At 74.4% G+C, this 24101-nt stretch carries 18 protein-coding genes; 17 read left to right on the top strand and 1 reads right to left on the bottom strand.

What is annotated here, in order from left to right; translation table 11 throughout:
* The first annotated feature begins 321 nt into the window (after positions 1-321).
* The 7 genes from ssd (at position 322) to R2D22_RS16905 (ending at position 5318) form a co-directional block, all read left to right on the top strand.
* Positions 322-1425 carry a septum site-determining protein Ssd gene (ssd, locus tag R2D22_RS16935; protein ID WP_318104439.1) on the top strand — a complete coding sequence of 368 codons (1104 nt, stop codon included), beginning with the start codon at positions 322-324 and terminating at the stop codon, positions 1423-1425.
* Positions 1422-2600 (top strand): TadA family conjugal transfer-associated ATPase, encoded by a 1179-nt coding sequence (locus R2D22_RS16930; protein ID WP_318104437.1) that lies wholly within the window; start codon positions 1422-1424, stop codon positions 2598-2600. The genes ssd and R2D22_RS16930 overlap by 4 nt, the downstream gene beginning before the upstream one ends.
* Positions 2594-3463: a type II secretion system F family protein gene (locus tag R2D22_RS16925; protein WP_318104436.1), complete on the top strand. Its 870-nt coding sequence runs from the start codon at positions 2594-2596 to the stop codon at positions 3461-3463. Before R2D22_RS16930 ends, R2D22_RS16925 begins: the two co-directional genes overlap by 7 nt.
* A complete protein-coding gene (locus R2D22_RS16920; RefSeq protein WP_318104434.1) occupies positions 3460-4233 on the top strand; it encodes a type II secretion system F family protein in 774 nt (257 codons plus the stop codon). Before R2D22_RS16925 ends, R2D22_RS16920 begins: the two co-directional genes overlap by 4 nt.
* Before the next feature lie 80 nt (positions 4234-4313).
* Complete coding sequence (locus tag R2D22_RS16915) at positions 4314-4520, top strand: DUF4244 domain-containing protein (RefSeq protein ID WP_318104432.1); 207 nt, start codon at positions 4314-4316, stop codon at positions 4518-4520.
* On the top strand, positions 4507-4926 hold the full coding sequence (locus R2D22_RS16910) for a TadE family type IV pilus minor pilin (protein WP_411977030.1): 420 nt from the start codon (positions 4507-4509) through the stop codon (positions 4924-4926). The genes R2D22_RS16915 and R2D22_RS16910 overlap by 14 nt, the downstream gene beginning before the upstream one ends.
* On the top strand, positions 4923-5318 hold the full coding sequence (locus R2D22_RS16905) for an Rv3654c family TadE-like protein (RefSeq protein WP_318104431.1): 396 nt from the start codon (positions 4923-4925) through the stop codon (positions 5316-5318). Before R2D22_RS16910 ends, R2D22_RS16905 begins: the two co-directional genes overlap by 4 nt.
* Here R2D22_RS16905 and R2D22_RS16900 read toward each other — a convergent pair.
* Positions 5224-7746, bottom strand: coding sequence for a DEAD/DEAH box helicase (locus tag R2D22_RS16900; RefSeq protein WP_318104429.1), 2523 nt, complete (start codon positions 7744-7746; stop codon positions 5224-5226). The two genes, R2D22_RS16905 and R2D22_RS16900, sit on opposite strands and share 95 nt — an antisense overlap.
* Positions 7747-7825: 79 nt before the next feature.
* On the opposite strand from R2D22_RS16900, the gene R2D22_RS16895 reads away from it, so the two are divergent.
* From R2D22_RS16895 to R2D22_RS16850, 10 genes are all read left to right on the top strand, one after another.
* Positions 7826-8179, top strand: coding sequence for an STAS domain-containing protein (locus tag R2D22_RS16895; RefSeq protein WP_318104428.1), 354 nt, complete (start codon positions 7826-7828; stop codon positions 8177-8179).
* Positions 8180-8283: 104 nt separating this feature from the next.
* Positions 8284-8742, top strand: a complete 459-nt coding sequence (locus R2D22_RS16890; protein WP_318104426.1) for an ATP-binding protein — start codon at positions 8284-8286, stop codon at positions 8740-8742.
* Between the two features lie 215 nt (positions 8743-8957).
* The gene (locus tag R2D22_RS16885) at positions 8958-11354 is read left to right on the top strand and encodes a sodium-translocating pyrophosphatase (protein WP_318104425.1); all 2397 of its coding nucleotides are present in this window, start codon (positions 8958-8960) and stop codon (positions 11352-11354) included.
* A 165-nt stretch (positions 11355-11519) separates the two neighbouring features.
* Positions 11520-12149: a small secreted protein gene (locus R2D22_RS16880; RefSeq protein WP_318104421.1), complete on the top strand. Its 630-nt coding sequence runs from the start codon at positions 11520-11522 to the stop codon at positions 12147-12149.
* Positions 12150-12265: 116 nt separating this feature from the next.
* Positions 12266-13819, top strand: a complete 1554-nt coding sequence (locus R2D22_RS16875) for a class I SAM-dependent methyltransferase (RefSeq protein WP_318104420.1) — start codon at positions 12266-12268, stop codon at positions 13817-13819.
* A gap of 225 nt (positions 13820-14044) precedes the next feature.
* Positions 14045-14242, top strand: a complete 198-nt coding sequence (locus R2D22_RS16870; protein WP_318104419.1) for a hypothetical protein — start codon at positions 14045-14047, stop codon at positions 14240-14242.
* A gap of 251 nt (positions 14243-14493) precedes the next feature.
* Complete coding sequence (topA, locus tag R2D22_RS16865; protein ID WP_318104416.1) at positions 14494-17346, top strand: type I DNA topoisomerase; 2853 nt, start codon at positions 14494-14496, stop codon at positions 17344-17346.
* A 117-nt stretch (positions 17347-17463) separates the two neighbouring features.
* Positions 17464-20619, top strand: coding sequence for a dTMP kinase (gene tmk / locus R2D22_RS16860; protein WP_318104414.1), 3156 nt, complete (start codon positions 17464-17466; stop codon positions 20617-20619).
* 168 nt (positions 20620-20787) lie between these two features.
* Positions 20788-21624 (top strand): ABC transporter ATP-binding protein, encoded by an 837-nt coding sequence (locus R2D22_RS16855; RefSeq protein WP_318104412.1) that lies wholly within the window; start codon positions 20788-20790, stop codon positions 21622-21624.
* Positions 21621-24077: an ABC transporter permease gene (locus tag R2D22_RS16850; RefSeq protein ID WP_318104411.1), complete on the top strand. Its 2457-nt coding sequence runs from the start codon at positions 21621-21623 to the stop codon at positions 24075-24077. Before R2D22_RS16855 ends, R2D22_RS16850 begins: the two co-directional genes overlap by 4 nt.
* Positions 24078-24101: the final 24 nt, after the last annotated feature.

Below are 24101 nucleotides of genomic sequence, written 5' to 3'. Positions count from 1 at the left end.
GGGTCGTCGCATGTCCGGACGCGTTTTCCGGTGTCGCACCCGCCCATGACGCCCTCCTCTCCGCCGCGCGCGGGCGGCGGTCCGCATCTCTGCTTTCGTCACTCAGTGTAGTCGTGGCGATGCGCTCCGGAAGTCGCTGGTATGGGCGACGGGGATATTCACAACCGGCGAGTTATCCACAGTTTTTGAGCAAGATCCACTTTATTTCCGGGATCGCTCCACCGTGATTCCTGCCGCGAAGTTCGCGGACGACAGGAATCACGGATCTCGCCCCGCGCGGTCGAAGCGGGAGGGGATCACGGCGACGAGGGGGCGTGGACCATGAGCGGATCCATCACGGCCGAGCGGACGCGAGCCGTCGAGGGGCGGCGGGCCGGACCGCTGATCGTGACCGAGGACGTGGCGCTGCTCGACGACCTGCTGCGGCTGTGCGCCGCCGCCGGGGCCGAGCCCGAGGTGCATCACGCGGTGCCCGAACACCGCCCGAGCTGGGACGAGGCGCCGCTCGTCCTGGTCGGCGACGACGCGGCAGCGCGCTGCCGGGGTGCGACGCGCCGGCAGGGCGTTGTGCTGGTCGGCCACGACCAGGACGACGCCGACGTGTGGCGGCGGGCGGTGGAGATCGGCGCGGACTGCGTGTTGCGGCTCCCGGACGCCGAGGGCTGGCTGGTCGACCGGATCGCCGACGCCGCCGAGGGCGTGGGGCGCCAGGCCCTGACCGTCGGCGTCATCGGCGGCAGCGGCGGGGCCGGCGCGTCCACGCTGGCCTGCGGGTTGGCGCTGGCCGCCGCCCGCGCGGGCCGGCGCACGCTGCTCGTCGACGGCGACCCGCTCGGCGGCGGACTGGACGTGCTGCTCGGCGGCGAGCGCGCCGAAGGGCGGCGCTGGCCGGACTTCGCCGCCTCGAAGGGCCGGGTGGCCGGCGGGGCGTTGGAGGAGTCACTGCCGGCGGTGCGCGGGCTGCGGGTGCTGAGCTGGGACCGCGGCGACTCGGTGCTCGTACCTCCCGAAGCCATGCGGTCGGTGCTCGCGGCGGGGCGCAGGCGCGGCGGCGTGGTCGTCGTGGACCTGCCGCGGCGGATCGACGAGGCGGCGACGGAGGCGCTCGCCCAGCTCGACCTCGGCCTGCTCGTCGTCCCCGGCGAACTGCGCGCCGTCGCGGCTGCGGGCCGGGTCGCCTCGCTCGTCGGCATGGTGCTGCGGGACCTGCGCGCAGTGGTGCGCGGCCCGTACGCGGCCGGGCTCGACGAGCAGTGGGTCGCGGACGCGCTGCGACTTCCGCTCGCCGGTGAACTGCCGCTGGATCCACGGTTGTCGGCGGCGCAGGACGCCGGGCTGCCGCCCGGGGCGGCGGTGCGCGGGCCGCTGGCCCGGTTCTGCAAGGCGTTCTGGGAGCAGGCCCTCGCCCCGGACGGCGTCTCGTGAGCGCCCCGGCGGTCCTCGGCCCACAGAGCGGTGCGCGGCTGCTCGAAGCGGTGCGCCGGAGGCTCGCGGAGAGCGGCGCAGAGCCGACGCCGGCCCGGGTGGCGGCCGCGCTGCGCGCGCAGGGCCGACTGCTCGGCGACGCGGAAGTCCTCGGCGCGGCAGAGGAGTTGCGCTGCGAACTCGTCGGCACCGGGCCGCTCGAGCCGCTGCTCGCCGACCCGTCGGTGACCGACGTGCTGGTGTCGGCCCCCGACCAGGTGTGGGTGGACCGCGGATCGGGCCTCGAACGGGCCGCCGTGTCCTTCTCCGACGCCGAGGCGGTGCGCCGGCTGGCCCAGCGGCTCGCCGCCGTCGCCGGGCGGCGGCTGGACGACGCCCGGCCCTGGGTGGACGCCCGGCTGCCCGACGGCACCCGGATGCACGCGGTGCTGCCGCCCGTCGCGGTCGGCTCGGCCTGTCTGTCGCTCCGGGTGGTGCGCCCCCGCGCGTTCACCCTGGCCGAGCTGTCCGCCGCGGGCACGGTCCCGCCGGACGGCGAGCGGGTGCTGCGCGCGCTGATCGCGGGCGGGGTCTCGTTCCTGATCAGCGGAGGTACGGGCTCGGGCAAGACGACCCTGCTCGCGGCGCTGCTCGGCCTCGTCGGCCCGCGCGAGCGGATCGTCCTGGCCGAGGACTCGGCGGAGCTGCGCCCCGACCACCCGCACGTGGTGCGGCTGGAGGCGCGGCCCGCGAACCAGGAGGGCGCGGGACTGGTGACCCTGCGGGACCTCGTGCGGCAGGCGCTGCGGATGCGGCCGGACCGGCTCGTGGTCGGCGAGGTGCGCGGTGCGGAGGCCGTGGACCTGCTCGCCGCGCTCAACACGGGCCACAGCGGCTGCGGGACGGTGCACGCCAACACGGCCGCGGACGTGCCGGCCCGGCTGGAGGCCCTCGGGACCCCGGCCGGGCTCGACCGGGTGGCACTGCACAGCCAGTTGGGCGCGGCGCTGTCGGTGGTCCTCCATGTCGTACGGGACGGGGAGGGGCGGCGGCGGATCGCCGAGGCGCACGTCCTGGAGCGGGACGCGGCGGGGCTGGTCGTGACCGTGCCCGCGCTCAGGTGGGGCAGGGACGGATTCGTCCACGAGCGGGGCTGGGAGCGGCTGCGGGCGCTGATCGGGGGTGCGGGGTGCTGACGGGGCAGCAGGTGCCCTTCCTGGCGGCGGCGTTCGGGTGCGCGGTGGCGGCGGCGTGGTTGGTCGTGGACGGGCGCCGACGGGGCCTGCGCAGGGCCCGGCTGGTGCTCGCGGGCGGGGGCGTCGTGGCGGCGCCGCCGAGCGGGGCCGGTGCCGTGGAACGGTGGCGGGCGGCGCTGAGGGCGCGGCCGGAGTGGTTCTGCCTGGTCGCGGCGGGGCTGGTGGCCATGCTCGGAGGTTCGCCGCTGCCGCTGGTCGCGGGAGCGGTCGCGGTGCCGTTGGCCGGGCGCAGCCTGCGGGCGGCGCGGCTCGGGAAGGAGCGGGAGGAGCGGGCCGACGCGGTCGTCGCGCTGTGCGGCACGCTCGCGGGCGAGCTGCGGGCGGGGCGCCAGCCCGGACCGGCGCTGTGCTTCGCCGCCGGCTCTACGGGCGCACTGGGCCCGGACGAGGCGGCGGTCCTCGCGGCGGCCCGGTTCGGCGGTGACGTGGCCGGAGCGCTGCGGAGGGCGGCGGGACAGGGCGGGGCGGACGGGCTGGCCGGGCTGGCGGCGTGCTGGCAGGTCGCGGTGGACGGGGGCGCGGGCCTGGCGGCCGGGCTCGACCGGCTGGAGGGCGCGCTGCGCGAGGTCAGGGACCGGCGCGAGGCGCTGCGCGCCCGGCTCGCGGGGACCTGGGCGACGGTGGCGGTGCTCGCGGTACTGCCCGTGGCCGGGCTACTGCTCGGGACCGCGATGGGCGCGAGTCCGCTGCGGGTGCTGCTCCACACACCGGCCGGACTGGCCTGCCTCGTGACCGGATTGCTCCTGGAGGGCGCGGGGCTGCGGTGGGCGACGTGGATCGTGCGCAAGGGGGAGGCGGCATGACCGGGTCGGCGGAGGAACTCCTCCACAGGCTGGGGGCGGTGGGCGGCGCCCTGGGCGCGCTGGTGTGGGCCGGATACTCCGTGGCGAGGTGGCGCCACGAACGCCGGACGCGGCGGCGGGTCGCGGAGCTGCTGGCGGCGGAGTGCGAGCGGAGCCGACGGTGGCGCCCGGGCTGCCCCGAAGGGCTGCGGCCCTGGCTGGTGCCGCTGGGGGCGGTCCTGGCTTGCTACGTGCTGATCGGCGGGGCGACGGGGTGCCTGGTGGGGATCGGTGCCGGGTACGGGGTGCGGCGGTGGCGGGAGCGCCGGTTCCCGGCCGGGGAGGAACAGGAAGCCGCGCGGCAACTCCCGCTCGCGGCCGATCTCCTGGCGGCCTGCGTCTCCTCGGGAGCGGGGCCCGGACAGGCGGCCGAGGCGGTCGGGCGGTCGCTGGACGGCCCCGTGGGCGCGGCGCTGCTGCGGACGGCGGCCGAGCTGAGACTCGGCGGCGAACCGGCCGAGGTGTGGCGGAGGTTCGGCGCGATACCGGGCGCCGAGGGCCTCGCCCGTTGCCTGGAACGGGCCGGCTCCTCGGGCGCGCCCGCCGCGGAGGCGGTCTCGCGGCTGGCGGCCGGGCTGAGGGAGGCACGCGCCCGGGAGGCCGAGACCCGGGCCCAGCGGGCCCAGGTGCTGATCACCGCGCCGGTCGGGCTGTGCTTCCTGCCCGCCTTCCTGGCGCTGGGGGTTGCCCCGGTCGTGATCGGGCTCGCGACCGGCCTCCTGAGGAGATGACCGCGGCCGGAAGCCGCGGCTCGACGTACACGACACATCACGACGGATCGACACATCGGAACACACACATGGGGGTTGGCATGAACAGGCGAGGCTGGAGCCGGCTGAGGAGTCGGCTGGAGGCGCTCCGGGAGCGGTCGGAGCGGGGGATGGCGACGGCCGAGTACGCGGTGGGCACGATCGCGGCGGCGGCCTTCGCGGCGGTGCTCTACAAGATCATCAAGAGCGGCTCCGTCTCCAAGGCGCTGGAGTCGGTCATCGGGAAGGCACTCGATGCGAGTTTCTGACATCCGGGCGCCCGACACCCGCGTGCCCGACACCCGCGTGGCCGTCCGGGCTCCCCGGGTCCGCGACCGGGGGATGGTGACCGCGGAGGCGGCGACGGCGCTGCCCGCGCTGGTCGCTTTCGCCGCCGCCCTGGTCTGGGCGCTGGGCGCGGCCGCCGCGCAGATCCAGTGCGTGGACGCGGCGCGGGCGGGGGCCCGGGCAGCCGCCCGGTCGGAGCCGGTGGCGAGGGCGGAGGCCGTGGCGCGGGAGGCCGCGCCGGACGGGGCCGAGGTCTCACTCACCCGCTCGGGCGAACTGTGGCGGGTGATCGTCCGGGCGCCCGCGCCCGGGCCGGGCGGCCTGGGGCTCACCCTGGGCGCCGAGGCCGCCGCCCTTGCCGAGGACACCGTGGGGGTGGAGCCATGAGGGGCGACCGGGGACTGGCGACGGTGTGGACCGCGATCGCGGCCTGCGCGCTGTGCGCGGTGTTCGGGGCGGTACTGCTGCTCGGCCAGGCGGTCGCCGCCCGGCACCGGGCGGGCGGGGCCGCCGACCTGGCCGCGCTGGCCGCCGCGGACCGGGCGCTGTGGGGCGAGGAGGCCGCCTGTGACACGGCGGTCCGGGTGGCCGAGGCGCAGGGCGCCGTGCTCGTGCGGTGCTCGCTGCGCGCCGACATCGCCGACGTGACCGCGCGGGCGCGCTTCGGGCCGTACGCGCCGCAGGTCAGGTCGCGGGCGGGGCCTCCGGCGGCCGTGCCGGCTCCGGGGCTTCCCGTTCCGGGACCGCCGGTTCCGGTGCCTCCCGCAGGAGCTCCGTGAGGAGCCGCACCGCGCCGCGCTTGTGCAGCGGATCGTTGCCGTTGCCGCACTTGGGCGACTGGATGCAGGACGGGCAGCCGGCCTCGCACTCGCAGGCGGCGATGGCCTCGCGGGTGGCGGCCAGCCAGGCGCGGGCGGTGTGGAAGGCCCGCTCGGCGAAGCCCGCGCCACCCGGATGGCCGTCGTACACGAAGACCGTCGGCAGCAGGGTGTCCGGGTGGAGCGGGACGGAGACGCCGCCGATGTCCCAGCGGTCGCAGGTGGCGAACAGCGGCAGCATGCCGATGGACGCGTGCTCGGCGGCGTGCAGGGCCCCACCGAGGATCTCCGGGTTGATCCGGGCGGCGTCCAGCTGGTCCTCGGTGACCGTCCACCACACGGCCCGGGTGCGCAGGGTGCGGGGCGGCAGGTCGAGCTTGGTCTCGCCGAGGACCTCGCCGGTGATCAGACGGCGGCGGAGGAAGGAGACGACCTGGTTGGTGACCTCGACGGAGCCGTAGCAGAGGCGGCCGGCTCCCCAGGGGATCTCCGTGTCGGTCTCCAGGACGGAGATGGAGGTGGTGTCGCGGGCGACCGTCGAGTACGGCGGGTTCGCCTGCTCGACCAGGGCCACGGGACCGTCGGGGTCCTGAAGGTCCAGGTGCTTCACCAGGTACGTACGGCCCTGGTGGAGGTGGACGGCGCCGTCGTGGACGGCGGCGTGCGAGGCGGCCTCGTCGACCGTGCCGAGCAGGCGGCCGGTGCCGGCCTCGACGATCTGGACGGGGCTGCCGCCCCCGCCCCGGATGTCGGTGAGGTCGGCGGCCCGCTCGCGGCGGGTCCAGTACCAGCCGGAGGAGCGCCGACGGAGCAGTCCGGCGGCCTCCAGCTGGGGCATCAGGCCGGGCGCGGCGGGGCCGAACAGGTTCAGGTCCGCTTCGGTGAGCGGCAGCTCGGAGGCGGCGGCGCACAGATGGGGGGCGAGGACGTAGGGGTTGTCGGGGTCCAGGACGGTCGACTCGACCGGCTGTCGGAACAGGGCCTCCGGGTGGTGGACCAGGTAGGTGTCCAGCGGGTCGTCGCGGGCGACCAGGACGGCGAGGGCGCCCTCGCCGGAACGGCCCGCCCGCCCGGCCTGCTGCCACAGGGAGGCCCGGGTGCCGGGGTAGCCGGCGATGACCACGGCGTCCAGGCCGGAGACGTCGATGCCCAGCTCCAGGGCGGTGGTCGCGGCCAGGCCCAGGAGCTCGCCGGAGTGCAGGGCCTGCTCCAGGGCGCGGCGCTCCTCGGGGAGGTAGCCGCCGCGGTAGGCGGCGACCCGGCGGGCCAGGGAGCGGTCCACCTCGGCGAGCCGTTCCTGGGCGATGACCGAGATCAGTTCCGCGCCCCGCCGGGAGCGGACGAAGGCGACCGTGCGGACGCCCTGCACGGTCAGGTCGGTGAGGAGGTCGGCGGTCTCGGCGATGGCGGTGCGGCGGACCGGGGCGCCCTGCTCGCCGTGCAGCTCGGTGAGCGGCGGCTCCCACAGGGCGAAGACCAGTTCGCCGCGGGGGGAGGCGTCGTCGGCGACCTCGGTCACCGGCAGCCCGGTCAGCCGGCCGGCGGCCACGGCGGGCTCGGCGGACGTGGCCGAGGCGAGCAGGAAGACCGGGTCGGCGCCGTACTTGGCGCAGACGCGGCGCAGCCGGCGCAGGACCTGGGCGACGTGCGAGCCGAAGACGCCCCGGTAGGTGTGGCACTCGTCGATCACGACGTAGCGCAGTGAGCGCAGGAAGGAGGACCACCTGGGGTGGGAGGGCAGGATCCCGCGGTGCAGCATGTCCGGGTTGGTGAGCACGTAGTTCGCGTACTGCCGGACCCACTCGCGCTCCTCGACCGGGGTGTCGCCGTCGTAGACGGCGGGCCGGATCCGGTTGCCGAGCGGAGCCGCCAGCGCGCGCACGGAGCGGCGCTGGTCGGCGGCCAGGGCCTTGGTGGGGGCGAGGTAGAGCGCGGTGGTCCCGCGGCCGTTCGCGGCCTCGGAGCCGTCCAGCAGGGTGGACAGGACGGGAGCGAGATAGGCCAGGGACTTGCCGGAGGCGGTGCCGGTGGCGATCACCACGGACTCGCCGTCGAGGGCGTGCTCGGCGGCCTCCGCCTGGTGGGCCCAGGGGTGCTCGATTCCGGCGTCCTGGACGGCGCGGATCACTTCCGGCCGGATGGAGTGCGGCCAGACTGCATGACGACCCGGTCTGGGGGGCAAGTGCTCCGTATGAGTGATGCGCGCGGCCCGGCTCTCCGAAGCGGTGAGCCGGTCGAGGACCACGCGGGGAGAGGGGCGATTGCCCCGACTCTCCGGGGGTCGACTGGGGCGGTGATTCTTGGCCATCGGCACCGAGTGTGTCACTGGCATGACGGACAATGCTCCCAAGGCGTCGTGCATGGCTGCTGGTAAGTGATTGAATGCCATCGCGGCTGGCGATCCGTCCCCTGGCTCCGCCGGGGAGCCCGAAGGGGCGACCGCTCGATAGCAAGGTGCTGGAGGATCCGTGGACCTGTCCCTGTCGACTCGCAACGTGCCTGGACCCACCGGCGACCGTACGGTCGTCGAGGTCGGCGGCGAGATTGATGTGTATACCGCGCCCAAGCTGCGCGAGCAGTTGGTCGAGTTGGTGAACGACGGCAGCTACCACCTGGTTGTCGACATGGAGGGCGTGGACTTCCTCGACTCGACCGGCCTCGGCGTGCTCGTGGGCGGTCTCAAGCGTGTGCGCGCCCACGAGGGCTCGCTGCGCCTCGTCTGCAACCAGGAGCGCATTCTCAAGATCTTCCGCATCACCGGTCTGACCAAGGTGTTCCCCATCCACACCTCGGTCGACGAGGCCGTCAACGCCACCGACTGACGTCGGCCGGCATCGGCCGGAAGAGCGCAGAGAACCCGCTACGGAGTGCCGGGCCGGCGGCTCGGTCCTCCGAGCCGCCCGCCCGTACGCCCGAGGGGGACCGCATGGCCACCGTTGAACTCCGCTTCAGCGCTCAGCCCGAGCACGTCCGCACCGCCCGCCTGGTGGCGGCCGCGGTGGCGCGCCGGGCCGGCGTGGACGAGGCGGTCCTCGACGAGGTCAGGCTCGCCGTCGGTGAGGCGTGCTCCCGTGCCGTCGGGCTGCATCGCAGCAACGGCGTGACCGCTCCGATCCGCGTCGTGCTGACCGAGGAGGAGAAGTCGTTCTCCATCGAGGTCGGCGACGAGGTGCCGGGCGCGGGTGTCGCCGCCGCGGACGCGGCGGGGGTGCCCGGGGCTCGCGGCTCCGCCCCGGCGGAGGACTTCGACGACGCGGACGGCGAGGACTCGATGGGTCTCGCCGTGATCAGCGGGCTCGTCGACGACGTCGAGGTGCGCGCGGGCGAGGGGGGCGGGGTCATTCGCATGAGCTGGCCGACGAACCCGGCGATCGCGCTGCCCTGAGACACCCCGTTCCGAACGGAAAATGAGGCCCTGCCGAGCAGGGCCTCTTTTCATTTCTCCCGTTCATTGATCAAGCGTCAATGCGCCAGCCCCATTACTACTTTTGATGGGGAAGTGCAGGTAGCGGCCAATGAGATTTGCGGCGCCCTGTTTTGATCAGGTTCCGCTCCCTACAATCCGTCCACATCTTGAGCTCTGAGCGTCAAGGAGGACGAATGGCGGGGCTCTTCAATCCACACCTGTCCGACCACCCCACATCTCTCGCCGCAGCGGTACTCACCGACGAGAACCGAACCATCGTGATCGTCATCGCGGTCGTCGCGTTGGCCGCCCTGTTCGTCGCCCAGCTGCTGGTACGTCAGGTGCTGGCGGCGGGCGAGGGCACCGAATCGATGAAGAAGATCGCGGGCGCCGTGCAGGAAGGCGCAAATGCGTATCTGGCACGGCAGTTGCGCACTCTCGGGATCTTCGCCGTCGTGGTGTTCTTCCTGTTGATGTTGTTGCCGGCCGACAACTGGTCGCAACGCGCGGGCCGTTCCGTGTTCTTCCTGGTGGGTGCGCTTTTCTCGGCGGCCACCGGATACATCGGCATGCGGCTCGCGGTGCGGGCGAATGTACGCGTGGCGGCTGCCGCGCGAGAGGCGACTCCGGCCGAGGACGGACCGGAAAAGGATCTGACGTCCGTCGCGCACAAGGCCATGAAGATCGCTTTCCGTACCGGCGGCGTCGTCGGCATGTTCACGGTCGGCCTCGGCCTGCTCGGCGCCTCCTGCGTCGTCCTGGTCTACGCGGCGGACGCGCCCAAGGTCCTGGAGGGCTTCGGCCTCGGGGCGGCGCTCATCGCCATGTTCATGCGTGTCGGCGGCGGCATCTTCACCAAGGCCGCGGACGTCGGCGCCGACCTGGTCGGCAAGGTCGAGCAGGGCATCCCGGAGGACGACCCCCGCAACGCCGCCACGATCGCCGACAACGTGGGCGACAACGTGGGCGACTGCGCGGGCATGGCCGCCGACCTGTTCGAGTCGTACGCGGTGACGCTGGTCGCCGCGCTCATTCTCGGCAAGGCCGCCTTCGGCGACCTCGGGCTCGCCTTCCCGTTGATCGTCCCGGCGATCGGCGTGGTCACCGCGATGATCGGCATCTTCGCGGTCGCCCCGCGGCGCGCCGACCGCAGCGGCATGACCGCGATCAACCGCGGATTCTTCATCTCCGCGCTGATCTCGCTCGCCCTGGTCGCGGTGGCCGTCTTCGCCTACCTGCCGTCCTCGTACGCGGACCTCAAGGGAGTCACCGAGGAGAGCATCCTCACGCACAGCGGCGACCCGAGGATCCTCGCCCTGGTGGCGGTGGCCATCGGCATCGTCCTCGCGGCGCTGATCCAGCAGCTCACCGGCTACTTCACCGAGACCAGCCGGCGCCCGGTCCGCGACATCGGCAAGTCCTCGCTCACCGGGCCCGCCACCGTCGTCCTCGCCGGCATCTCCATCGGTCTGGAGTCCGCGGTCTACACCGCGCTGCTGATCGGGCTCGCCGTGTACGGCGCGTTCCTGCTCGGCGGGGCGTCGATCATGCTGGCGCTGTTCGCGGTCGCGCTGGCCGGCACCGGCCTGCTCACGACCGTGGGCGTCATCGTCGCGATGGACACCTTCGGCCCGGTCTCCGACAACGCCCAGGGCATCGCCGAGATGTCCGGCGACGTCGAGGGCGCCGGCGCGCAGGTCCTCACCGACCTCGACGCCGTCGGCAACACCACCAAGGCCATCACCAAGGGCATCGCCATCGCCACGGCCGTCCTGGCGGCGGCGGCGCTCTTCGGCTCGTACCGGGACGCGATCGCCGCGGCGGTCTCCGACGTCGGTGCGAAGGCCTCCGGGATGAACCTGTCGATGGACATCTCGCAACCCAACAACCTGGTCGGCCTGATCCTCGGTGCCGCGGTGGTGTTCCTCTTCTCCGGGCTGGCGATCAACGCGGTGTCGCGGTCCGCCGGCGCGGTGGTCTTCGAGGTGCGCCGGCAGTTCCGCGAGCACCCCGGGATCATGGACTACACCGAGACGCCGGAGTACGGGCGCGTCGTCGACATCTGCACCAAGGACGCGCTCCGCGAACTCGCCACACCCGGCCTGCTCGCCGTGATGGCGCCGATCGCGGTCGGCTTCAGCCTCGGTGTCGGCGCCCTCGGCTCGTACCTCGCGGGCGCCATCGGCACCGGCACGCTGATGGCCGTCTTCCTCGCGAACTCGGGCGGCGCCTGGGACAACGCGAAGAAGCTGGTCGAGGACGGGCACCACGGCGGCAAGGGCAGCGACGCCCACGCCGCCACGGTGATCGGCGACACCGTCGGCGACCCGTTCAAGGACACCGCGGGCCCGGCGATCAACCCGCTGCTGAAGGTGATGAACCTGGTCGCGCTGCTGATCGCACCCGCCGTGGTGCAGTTCAGTTACGGCGACGACGCCAGCCCCGGGATGCGGGCGCTGGTCGCGGTGCTCGCGATCGTCGTCATCATCGGCGCGGTGTACGTCTCCAAGCGACGCACCGTGGCGATGGGTGACGAGGACAACACCGCCGAGCGCACGTCGAGCAGCGCGGATCCCGCAGTGGTCTCGTAACAGCTGGTCAAACTGTGGGCGGGCGGCGCGTTCTGACGTGTCGTCCGCCCCCTCGTGTCTGGTGCAAATGGCTGCAATGGCATACGGATCGGTCGCACGAAAGGTGGATGTCGCCCGATCGGCGTGTATGTTCCGGGGCCGAGAGCCTTGGAAGGGACCGATCCGGTGAACAAGAAGCTTGCGGCCGCACTGTCCGGCGGTGCGGTACTGATGCTGGCGCTGTCGGGCTGCAGCGACGACGGCAACGACGACAAGGTCAACGCCTGGGCCAAGACGGTCTGCGACCAGGCCAAGCCCCAGCTCCAGAAGAGGGCCGACGCCCAGCAGGTCATCATCTCGACGGCCGCGGACGGCAAGCCCGCCGACATCCAGGCCGCGGACTCGAAGGCCTTCCAGGACATCGCCGACGCGGACCGCGCGCTGGCCAAGGCCGTCGAGGGCGCGGGCGCGCCGCCGGTGGACAACGGCGAGAAGCTCCAGTCGGACGCCGTGAAGGAGCTCAACGCCACCGCCGTCGCGTACGAGAACCTGAAGAAGCAGGTCGACGCGCTCGACCCGAACAACCAGCAGAAGTTCGCGGACGGCCTGCAGGGCGTCGCGGACGGGCTGAAGAAGATCGAGAAGATGGACCAGGACGCCCTGGCGAAGCTCCAGTCGGGCGAGCTGGGCACGGCCATGGCCAAGCAGCCGGGCTGCCAGAAGGTGACGCCGTCGGCGCCCGCGCCGAAGCCGTCGGGCTCCGCGAGCGCCAAGCCCGGCGCGCCGGCGTCCCCCTCCGCTTCGGCGAAGTCGTAACGGACCCGGAGAATCCCGTTCTCACGCCAGCGGGCCCGGGGACCTCGTGTCCCCGGGCCCGTCGCGTCCCGCGCCCTGGTGGCGGAATTGTCGGTGGCGCCGGTCACAATGGGGTGGTGAGTACGACCAGCCAGACCCCCGGCCTTCCGACGTCCGCGCGAGCGGGCCTCCTTCGCGACGCGCTGCTCGCCGCCGACTTCACCGCCGACGGGCTGCTCGAGCTGCTCGGAGCCCCCGCCTACGCCGCGCTCGCCCGCAGCGAGACCGTGCCCGCGCTGCGCGCCACCCGGGGCGACAGCCCGCTGGAGACCCTCGTCCGGCTCTTCCTGCTGCAGAAGCCCGTTCCGGCGGAGCGGGCCGCCGCCGCGCTTCCGCTCGAGGACGCGCTGGCCGACGGCTGGCTGGTGCGGACCCCCGGCCCGGACGGCGCCGACGAGGTCGCCGCCGCCGTCGACGTACGGCCGTACGGCGGACCCGAGGGCCAGGACTGGTTCATCGTCTCCGACCTGGGCTGCGCCGTCGGGGGCGCGGGAGGCATCGGCAAGAAGGACGAGGGCGTCGTCCTCGGCGTCGGCGGCGCCTCCACCACGCTCGCCGGCATCACCGTCCGCACCCCCGTCGCCTCCGCGCTCGACGTCGGCACCGGCTCCGGCATCCAGGTGCTGCACGCGGCCCAGCACGCGACGCGGCTGACCGCCACCGACCTCAACCCCCGCGCCCTGGGCTTCACCCGGCTGACCCTCGCGCTGTCCGGCGTGCACGAGGCGACGCTGCTCGAAGGCTCGCTGTTCGAGCCGGTCGACGGGGACACGTACGACCTGATCGTGTCCAACCCTCCCTTCGTCATCTCTCCCGGCGCCCGACTGACCTACCGGGACGGCGGGATGGGCGGCGACGACCTGTGCCGCACGCTCGTCCAGCAGGCCGGGGCCCGGCTCAACGACGGCGGGTTCGCGCAGTTCCTCGCCAACTGGCAGCACGTCGACGGCGAGCAGTGGCAGGACCGGCTGCGGTCCTGGGTGCCGCGCGGCTGCGACGCCTGGATCGTGCAGCGCGAGGTGCAGGACATCACCCAGTACGCCGAGCTGTGGCTGCGCGACAGCGGCGACCACCGCGAGGACCCGGAGGCGTACGCCGGTCGGTACGAGGGCTGGCTCGACGAGTTCGAGGCGCGCGGCACCAAGGCGGTCGGCTTCGGCTGGATCACGCTGCGCAGGTCGGCGGCGGTCGAGTCCGGCGCGGTCGAGCCGTCGATCGTGATCGAGGAGTGGCCGCACGCGGTGGAGCAGCCGCTCGGGGACGTCGTACGGGCGCACTTCGAGCGTCAGGACTACCTGCGGGCGCGGGACGACGCGGCGCTGCTGGCCGATTCGTTCCGCCTCGCCCCCGAGATCGTGCAGGAGCAGGTCGGGCTGCCCGGCGCCGAGGACCCGGAGCACGTGGTGCTGCGGCAGAACCGCGGGATGCGGCGGGCCACCCGGGTCGACCACGTGGCGGCCGGGTTCGCGGGCGTGTGCGACGGCACGCTCAGCGCGGGCCGGATCCTCGACGCGATCGGGCAGCTGACCGGCGAGGACCCGGTGCTGCTGCGGGACCGCACGCCGCAGGCGATCCGGCTGCTGGTGGAGGAGGGCTTCCTGGAGCCGACGGGCGGCGCGGGCGCGTCCTGAGGCGGTGTCGACCCGTACGGCGCTGTCGGGCGGCGCGGCCGTCCGTGGACTCGTGGGCTGCGGGCCGTGACGTCCTGACGTCGGAAGGTTGCGCTCAGTACCGGCCATATTCGTGAACTCGTCCGGACCGGCCCGCGTCGTTCACCCGGAATTCGCGCCCACGACGCCCGGAGGTGCCAGCCTCGGCCTCTCGGGGGAGACCGGACACGGGAACGGGGTACGGGCATGGAGAGCGGGCCTGCGATCTTCGCCGGAACGGCGTTCGCGCTGTTCGGGGCGGCGCTGATGGTCTGGACGGGGGCGCGGCTGCTGCACCGGGCACCGGTCGCGCACGGGGTGAGCCCGGTCGCGGCGGCGACGCTCGCCACCGCCTTCGGCGTGATCTTCCTCGCCCTCGGCGTGTGGTGCTTCGGCCGCGTCTGACGGAACGGGGCGCACACCCCCGACCGGGGGTCCGGACAAGATCCGCTCGATGTCACGCAGGGTCCGGGCGGCAGGAATGCCCTGAGTCGGGTTACCGTTCGAGTGGCCGTTGCGGGCTTTTGCCGTTTGACACGGGGGCGGGTTGTACCGTCACACTCCGCAGCGACAGCAGGTGCCACGCCGTGGCCACACATGCGCCACGCACCCTGCGCCGCACGTTCACAGAGCGTCGACCGGAGAGAAGAGCGAAGTTGTCCCCGACCAGCGAGACCGCACAGGGCGGCCGCCGACTCGTCATCGTCGAGTCGCCTGCCAAGGCGAAGACGATCAAGGGCTACCTCGGCCCCGGCTACGTCGTCGAGGCGAGCGTCGGGCACATCCGCGACCTCCCGAACGGCGCCGCGGAGGTGCCGGAGAAGTACACCGGCGAGGTGCGTCGGCTCGGCGTCGACGTCGAGCACGACTTCCAGCCCATCTATGTCGTCAACGCCGACAAGAAGGCGCAGGTCAGGAAGCTCAAGGAGCAGCTGGCCGAGTCCGACGAACTCTTCCTGGCCACCGATGAGGACCGCGAGGGCGAGGCCATCGCGTGGCACCTCCTGGAGGTCCTGAAGCCCAAGGTCCCCGTCCACCGGATGGTCTTCCACGAGATCACCAAGGACGCGATCCAGGACGCCGTGCGCAACCCGCGCGAGCTGAACAAGCGGATGGTGGACGCCCAGGAGACCCGCCGCATCCTCGACCGCCTCTACGGCTACGAGGTCTCGCCGGTCCTGTGGAAGAAGGTCATGCCGCGGCTGTCCGCCGGCCGCGTGCAGTCCGTCGCCACCCGGCTCGTCGTCGAGCGCGAGCGCGAGCGCATCGCGTTCCGCTCCGCCGAGTACTGGGACCTCACCGGCACCTTCTCCACCGGCCGCGCCGGTGACCCGTCCGACCCGTCGTCGCTGGTCGCGCGCCTGAACACGGTCGACGGCCGGCGCGTCGCGCAGGGCCGCGACTTCGGCGCGGACGGTCAGCTCAAGACCGCCTCGGCCGGTCAGGTGCTGCACCTGGACGAGGCGAACGCCCGCGCCCTCGCGGCGGCGCTCGCCGAGACCGCGTTCGCGGTGCGCTCGGTCGAGTCGAAGCCGTACCGCCGCTCGCCGTACGCCCCGTTCCGTACGACCACGCTCCAGCAGGAGGCCTCGCGCAAGCTCGGCTTCGGAGCGAAGGCGACCATGCAGGTGGCCCAGAAGCTGTACGAGAACGGCTTCATCACCTATATGCGTACCGACTCCACGACCCTGTCCGACACCGCGGTCGCCGCGGCCCGGGCTCAGGTCACGCAGCTCTACGGCGCGGACTACCTGCCGGACAAGCCGCGCACGTACGCCGGGAAGGTCAAGAACGCCCAGGAGGCGCACGAGGCGATCCGCCCCTCGGGTGATCGTTTCCGCACGCCGGCCGAGACCGGCCTGACCGGCGACCAGTTCCGGCTCTACGAGCTGATCTGGAAGCGCACCGTCGCCTCGCAGATGAAGGACGCGACCGGAAACTCCGTCACCGTGAAGATCGGCGGCCGGTCCGCCGACGGCCGGGACGTCGAGTTCTCCGCGTCCGGCAAGACGATCACCTTCCACGGCTTCATGAAGGCCTACGTCGAGGGCGCGGACGACCCGAACGCCGAGCTCGACGACCGCGAGCGCCGCCTGCCGCAGGTCGCCGAGGGCGACGCGCTGCGCGCCGAGGAGATCACCACCGACGGTCACTCGACCAAGCCGCCGGCCCGCTACACCGAGGCCACGCTGGTCAAGGAGCTGGAGGAGCGGGAGATCGGCCGCCCGTCGACGTACGCGTCGATCATCGGCACGATCCTCGACCGCGGCTACGTCTTCAAGAAGGGCACGGCGCTCGTGCCGTCCTTCCTGAGCTTCGCCGTGGTCAACCTGCTGGAGAAGCACTTCGGCCGGCTCGTCGACTACGACTTCACCGCCAAGATGGAGGACGACCTCGACCGCATCGCACGCGGCGAGGCGCAGTCCGTGCCGTGGCTGAAGCGTTTCTACTTCGGCGAGGGCGACGCCGCCGGTGCGGCCTCGGAGGCCGGGAACGGCGACGGGGACCACCTCGGTGGCCTGAAGGAGCTCGTGACCGACCTCGGCGCGATCGACGCCCGGGAGATCTCCTCGTTCCCCGTCGGCAGCGGCATCGTGCTGCGGGTCGGCCGGTACGGGCCGTACATCGAGCGCGGCGAGAAGGAGACCGAGGGGCACCAGCGCGCCGACGTGCCCGACGACCTCGCGCCCGACGAGCTGACGGTCGAGTACGCGGAGGAACTGCTGGCGAAGCCGAGCGGCGACTTCGAGCTGGGCACGGACCCGGTGAGCGGCAACCAGATCGTCGCGAAGGACGGCCGGTACGGGCCGTACGTCACGGAGATCCTGCCCGAGGGCACCCCGAAGACCGGCAAGAACGCGGTGAAGCCGCGGACCGCCTCGCTGTTCAAGTCCATGGCACTGGACACGGTGACGCTGGAGGACGCGCTGCGTCTGATGTCGCTGCCGCGCGTGGTGGGCACGGACGCGGAGGGCGTCGAGATCACCGCGCAGAACGGGCGGTACGGCCCCTACCTGAAGAAGGGCACCGACTCGCGGTCGCTGACCAGCGAGGACCAGCTCTTCACGATCACGCTGGAAGAGGCGCTGGCGATCTACGCCCAGCCGAAGCAGCGTGGCCGGGCGGCGGCCAAGCCGCCGCTGAAGGAGCTGGGCACGGACCCGGTGAGCGAGCGCCCCGTCGTCGTGAAGGACGGCCGCTTCGGCCCGTACGTGACGGACGGCGAGACGAACGCGACGCTCCGGACCGGCGACAGCGTCGAGGACATCACGCCGGAGCGCGGCTACGAGCTGCTCGCGGAGAAGCGCGCGAAGGGACCGGCCAAGAAGACGGCCAAGAAGGCCCCGGCGAAGAAGACCGCCGCGAAGAAGACGGCGGCCAAGAAGACGACGGCCGCCAAGAAGACCGCGGCGAAGAAGACGACGACGGCCGCCAAGAAGACGACCACGGCGAAGAAGACGACCGCGAAGAAGGCGGCGGCTTCGACGAAGGCGTCGACGGACGAGTAGTCCGCCACCAGGCGTGAGGGAGGGGGCGGGGGCGATGCCCCCGCCCCCTTCGCGCGGGGCAGGCAAATGTTCGGGTGGGGCGTCCGGGGAGCAGGGGGCTCCGGATAGGCTGGGCGGATGACGCGAGCCGAGCAGCCAGACTTCGACGCCGCACTCGTCGCGGACTCCCGGGAACGTGCCGTACGGGCCCTCCTGCGCAATCAGCCGCTGCGGCGGCTGTGGAGTGCCCAGCTCGTCGGCGGGACGGGGGACGCCCTCGCCCTGCTGGTTCTGGTGCTGCTGGTCCTTCAGGCCACGGTCGCCCAGGACGCCTTCGGCGGCGGATACCGCGGGGCCGCCTTCGCCGTCGCCGCCGTGCTCGGGGCACGGGTGCTCGCGACCGTGCTGTTCGGAGCCGTACTCCTCGGTCCGCTCACCGCGCTGACCCGGCCCGGCGGCCCGCTCGACCGCCGGTGGACCATGATCGCCGCGGACGGCATCCGGCTCGCGCTGCTCGTCGTCGCGCCGCTGTGGATCGACTGGGTCCCCGACCGCGCCGTCTGGTTCCTGCTCGGGACCGTCTTCGTCACCGGCGTCGCCGAGCGGCTGTGGACCGTCGCCAAGGAGAGCGTCGCGCCGGCGCTGCTGCCCGCGCCGCCGCTGGAGGGCGCGGCCGTCCGGCCGCTGCCCGACCACCTCGACGCGCTGCGCCGGCTGTCGCTGCGTACCGACTTCCTCGCCGTCCCGGCCGCCGCGGCCGTGCTGCTCGTCGCCACGCTGATCGGCAACCTGCTCGGAACCGGCATCGCGTGGTTCGACCAGCACCAGGCCGCGCTCGGCGCGTACGTCGCCGCCGGTCTGTTCTCCGCCTCGCTCTCCGTCCTCGCCCTGATCGAGCTGCCCGACCGGCAGACGCCGCGCCCGCGCTCGCCGCTGGAGGGCCTGCGCCGGCCCACCACCGGCGAGGGCCCCGACAAGGGCCGCACCGGCGCCGTCCCGCTGCTCGTGCTCGCCTGCGCGAGCGTCGCCGGAGCGATCGCCTCCGCCGCGGCCGTCGCCGCGCTGCACGCCGTCGACCTCGGCGGCGGGCCCGCCACCTTCGCGCTGCTGATCCTCGCGCTGACCGGCTCGGTCGCCGTCGGCATCCGCACCGCCCCGGCCGTCCTCACCCTCCTCTCGCGCCGACGGCTGCTCGCCCTCGCGATCGCGCTGACCGGCGTCGCGCTGCTGGCCGTGGGCCTGGTCCCGGACACCGCGACCGTCATCGGCATCGCCGCGGTCGCCGGGTACGCGGCCGGTGTCGCCGCGAACACCGGGCACATCCTGATCGACCAGGAGAGCGAGGAGTTCCGGCGGGCCCGGTTCACCGAGCACCTGCAGGCCGTCGTCCGGGTCGCGATCGCGCTCGGCGCGATCGCCGGGCCGCTCGTGGCGGCCGCGATCAGCCGGCAGCGGCTCGGCTCCGGCGACTTCGTCTTCGCGCACGGCGGCGCCGCCTTCACGCTCATGCTGGTCGGCGCGCTGCTGCTGCCCGTCGCCGTGATCGTCCTCGCCAAGACCGACGACCGCGCCGGTGTCCCGCTCCGCCGCGACCTGCGCGACGCGCTGCGCGGCGCCGACCCGGTCCAGGCCCCGGCCCCGACCGGCTTCTTCATCGCCCTGGAGGGCGGCGACGGCGCGGGCAAGTCCACGCAGGCCGAGGCCCTCGCCGAGTGGATCCGCGCCAAGGGCCACGAGGTCGTCGTCACCCGCGAGCCCGGCGCGACGCCGATCGGCAAGCGGCTGCGCTCGATCCTGCTCGACGTGTCCAGTGCCGGCCTGTCGCACCGCGCCGAGGCCCTGCTGTACGCCGCCGACCGCGCCGAGCACGTCGACTCGCTGGTCAAGCCCGCCCTCGAGCGCGGCGCGATCGTCATCTCCGACCGGTACATCGACTCGTCCGTCGCCTACCAGGGCGCCGGCCGGGACCTGTCGCCGACCGAGGTCGCCCGGATCAACCGCTGGGCCACCGGTGGTCTCGTCCCGCACCTGACCGTGCTGCTCGACGTCTCCCCGGAGACCGCGCGGGAACGGTTCACCGAGGCGCCGGACCGGCTGGAGTCCGAGCCGCCCGAGTTCCACTCCCGGGTCCGGGCCGGATTCCTCGCCCTCGCCGCCGCCGACCCCGCGCGCTACCTCGTCGTCGACGCCGGCCAGGAGCCGGAGTCGGTCACCACCGTGGTGCGCCACCGGCTCGACCAGATGCTGCCGCTGTCCGAGGCCGAGGTGAAGGCCCAGGAGGAAGCGCGCCGCAAGGCCGAGGAGGACGCTCGTCGCCGGGCCGAGGAGGAGGCCGCGCGCAAGGCGGAGGAGGAGCGGCTGGAGCGCGAGCGCCAGGAGCAGCTCGCCAAGCTCCGCGCCGAGGAGGAGGCCCGCCGCAAGGCCGAGGAGGAAGAGGCCCGCCGCCGCGAGGCCGAGCGCCAGGCGGAGGAGGCCCGGCAGAGGGCCGAGGAGGCGCGGCAGGCCGCCGAGGAGGAGCGCCGCCGGCGCGAGGCCGAGGAGAAGGCCCACCAGGCGGAGCAGGAGCGGCTGCGCAAGCAGGCCGAGGAGGAGGCCCGGCTGCGGGCCGAGGCCGAGGCGCGCCGCCTGGAGAAGCAGCGGAAGGCCGAGGAGGCGCTGCTGCGGGCGGAGGAGGCCCGGCGCGCCGCCGAGGCGGAGGCCGCGGCCAAGGCCCGGGCGGAGGCGGAGGCCGCCGCGAAGGCGAAGGCCGCTGCCGAGGCGCAGGCCGCCGCTGCCGCTGCCGCGGCCGCGGAGGCGGCCCGGAAGGCAGCCGCCGAGGCGGAGGCCGCCGCGACCGTGTCGGCGAACGAGGTGACCGTCCCGACGCCGGTGGTGAAGCCGGACGACGTGACCCAGACCGTGCCGACGCCGGTCGTGCGGCCGCAGGACGAGACGACGGTGCTGCCGCAGGTGGGCGAGGACCGCGCCGTGGACGAGACGGCGGTCCTCCCGCCGGTGCGCGACCCGCGCGAGGCCCGCGACCCGCGCGCCGCCGACGAGACGGCCGTGCTCCCGTCCGTGAGCGACGCCGCCCCCGCGGACCGCGTGCCGCAGGACTTCTTCCGCGACGAGCGGCCCGGGCCGGACGGTGCCAACGACCGGACCGCCGAGCTGCCGCAGGTCGACGAGCAGGGCCGGCCGCGCCGCCGCTCGGACTGGGCGGAGGAGACCCCGCTCGACGACCTGCCGAGCCTCGCGGACGAGCTCCTCGGCCCGCACGACGACGAGGAGGACGGCCGGCGGCGTCGCCGCTGAGCCTCCCGCCCTCTGCCGAGACGCGCCCCGCCGGTCACCCGACCGGCGGGGCGCGGGCGTTCGGGGGTGTAGCTGGCCCCACCATGCATCCGGGGGCCTGCCGGGTACCTGTCTGACCTGCGCTTTTCTAGCGTTTCCGGAGAGAGACCGACTGCGGAAAGGCTGGGGATGTTCGGCTTCAGGCGACGACGTGACCGTGGGGAGGCGGCCGGAGCGTACGACTCCGGTCCCGCCCTCGTGCTCGACGCGGTGACCCGCTCGTACGGGACGGCCCGCGACGGCGGCGCGGCGGCCGTCGCGCTCGACGCGGTGAGTCTGACCGTGCCGCGGGGCGGGTTCGTCGCCGTCATGGGAAGCTCCGGCTCCGGGAAGTCGACCCTGCTGCGGTGCGCGGCCGGGCTCGACCGTCCGACCTCGGGCACGGTACGCATCGGGGGCGCCGACCTCGCGCGGCTGAAGCCGGCCGAACTGACCCGGCTCCGCCGCGACCGTGTCGGCTTCGTGTTCCAGTCGCTCAACCTCGTCCCGTCGCTGAGCGTGCGGGAGAACGTGGCGTTGCCGCTGCTGCTGGCCGACACCCCCGACGACGGACGGGCGCTCGCCGGCCTGGCGGCCGTCGGGCTCGCGGACCGCGCCGAGGACGTGCCCGCCCGGCTGTCCGGCGGACAGCGGCAGCGGGTCGCGATCGCCCGTGCCCTGGTGACCGAACCCGAGGTGATCTTCGCCGACGAGCCGACCGCGGCCCTCGACCCGGCGACCGCCGACGGTGTCCTGGCGCTGTTGCGCCGTGTCGTGGACGACCACGGCCGGACGGTCGTCCTCGTCACGCACGACCCGGTCGCCGCGCAGTGGGCCGACCGTGCGGTCTTCCTCGACGCCGGGCGCCTGGCCGGCACCCTCGACCGGCCGGACGCGGCCTCCGTGCGGGCGGCGCTGGGCGCGCCGGACCGCCGTCCGGCGCATGCCCACGCGGGATCGCCCGTGTCGCCGGCGGGGCGGCGGTGAACGGCGCCGAGCGGCTGCTGGCCGCGCGCTCGCTGCGGGCGCACCGGAAGGCGTGGGCGGCGGTCTTCGCCGCCGTCGTGGTGACCTCGACGCTGCTCGGATGCCTGGCGCTCGCGGCCGGGTCGGTGGGGATCGGGCACGCGCGGGTGGAGCGCTACGCCGCCGCGGGCGTGGTCGTGGCCGGGGACCAGGAGGTGAGCTGGACCGCGAAGCCCTGGGGCGGTGAGCCCCGGACGACGACGGCGGGGCTGACCGAGCGGGTCCGGGTGCCGAGCCGCGCCGTCGAGGTGCTGCGCGCGGTGCCGGGGGTGAGGGCCGCCGTGCCCGACACGGCCTTCGTCGTACGGGAGGGAGGGCGGGCGCTTCCCGGGCGGTCCTGGGACGCGGCGCGCCTCGCCCCGTACCGGCTGGTCTCGGGGCGGGCGCCCGAGCGGCCGGACGAGGTCGTCGCGGGCGGCGCGCTCGGGCGGCGGGGAACGGTCGCGGGCCATCGGGTCGTCGGGGTCGCGGACGGACCGGACGCGCTCTACGTCACGGCCGACCGGGCGCGGACGCTCGCCGGGCACCCCGGAGCCGTCGACGCGATCGGGGTGCTGGCCGCGCCGGGCGTCACCACGGAGGCGCTGCACGGGAAGGTGCGGCAGGCGCTGGACCGCGCGGGCCTGGTGGACGTCACCGCCGGCCGGCCCCTGCGCGCGCTGACCGGCGACGGGCGCGGCGGCGCCGAACACCTCGCCGCGGGCCCGGCCCGCATCGAGCTCCTCGCGATGCTGGGCGCGGTGTCCGGAACCGTCCTGATGGTCGCCGTGCTCGTGCTGAGTTCGCTCGTGGCCCAGGCCCTGCGCCAGCGCGCCCCCGAACTGGACCTCCTGCACAAGGTCGGCGCCACGCCCCGCCAGGTGCGGGCGGCCGTCGGCCACGAGGTCGTCCGGATCGCGGGCAGGGCTGCGGTTCTGGGCGCACTGGTCTCCGTCCCGGTCTTCCTGGCGCTGTGGGCCGGCCTGAAGTCGCGCGGCGTCGTTGCCGAGGGGCTCGAACTGCCGGTGCCGCCCTGGTTGTTCACGGCGAGCCTCGCCACGGCGGGCCTGACGGCGGGCGTGGCCCGGCTCGTCGTGCCCCTGGCCACGCGCCGCGTGGAGCCGGGTCCGGGAGCCGGCGCCGGGACGAAGGCGGCGCGCGGGCGGCTGATCACCGGGCTCGTGCTGCTGGCCGCCGGGGTGAGCGCGGCCGGCGCGGCCGGCCTGCAGGGCGGCGCGGCGGCGGCCGCGGCTGCCGGCGCGGCCACCGTCACGCTGGTCGCCGGGTGCGCGGTGCTCGGGCCGTGGATCGCGACGGGGGCGATGCGCGTCCTGGACGGGCCGCTGCGGCGGCTGGGGCGCGCGCCGGCCCGGCTGGCGGCCGCCGCCTGCGCGGCGGACGCGCGCCGGCTCGGCGCCGCGATCACCCCGATCGTGCTCGTGACGGCCTTCGCCGCCGTGCAGTTGGGCGCGGGCGCGACGATGCAGCGGGCCGCGGCCGGACAGGCCGGGGCGGCCACGCGGGCCGACTTCGCCGTGACGGGAACGACCGCCGACCGGGTCCGTGCCGTGCCCGGCGTCGCGGCCGCGACCGACGTACTGCGGTCCACCGTGGTCCTCGCCCACACGGAGGCCGGCGACCCCCGTCTCGACCGGCTGCCCGCGCTGGGCGTGGACGCGGCCGGCCTCACGGGCACCCTCGACCCGGGCGTGGTCACGGGCGACCTGGGGGGACTGGCCGTGCCGGGCACGGTGGCGCTCGGCGCGGACCGGGCCGACGCGATGGAGGCACGCCCCGGTTCGGTGGTGACTCTGCGCCTCGGCGACGGGACCGAGACACGGCTGCGGGTGGTGGCGGTCTATGAACGTGCGCTCGCCCTCGGGGAGTTCCTGCTTCCGGCGGGTGATCTGGCCCGGCACATGACGGACCCGTCCCCGGCCCGCGTGCTCGTGGCGAAGGAGCCCGGCGCCGACCCGGCCGCCGTACGGGCCGGGCTCGCCGCGCTCGGCGCCGTACAGGCCGGGCCGGAGCCGACGCCCGAGCAGGTCGTACGGGACGGCGAGGAGCTGGGCGGGCTGGTCTCCACGGCCGTGGTCGTGGCCATCGGCGGCCTCACCGTGATCGCCGTGATCAGCACGCTCGTCCTGATCACCGTCGGCCGCCGCGGCGAGTTCGCGCTCCTCGGCCGGGTCGGCGCCACCCGGAGCAGGCTGCGCCGGATGCTGCGTACCGAGGCCGCCGTCGTCGCCGCGACGGGTCTGCTCCTCGGCGCGGCGGTGGGGGCCCTGCCGCTGACCGCCTTCGCGGTCTCGACGGCCGGGACCCCGCCGTTCCTGCCGCCACTGCAGGCCGCGGCGATCGCCGCGACCGTCGCGATCACGGCGTACGCGGGAATCCTGCTGCCCGCGAAGCAGGGCAGGTTCGGGCGGAGTTGAGGCGGTCGGCCACCGGCCCGGGTG

Source organism: Streptomyces sp. HUAS YS2, assembly GCF_033343995.1.
In the GTDB taxonomy this organism is placed as follows: domain Bacteria; phylum Actinomycetota; class Actinomycetes; order Streptomycetales; family Streptomycetaceae; genus Streptomyces; species Streptomyces solicathayae.
The sequence above is the reverse complement of the archived record's forward strand: the minus strand, read 5'-3'. Positions and strand labels throughout refer to the sequence as shown.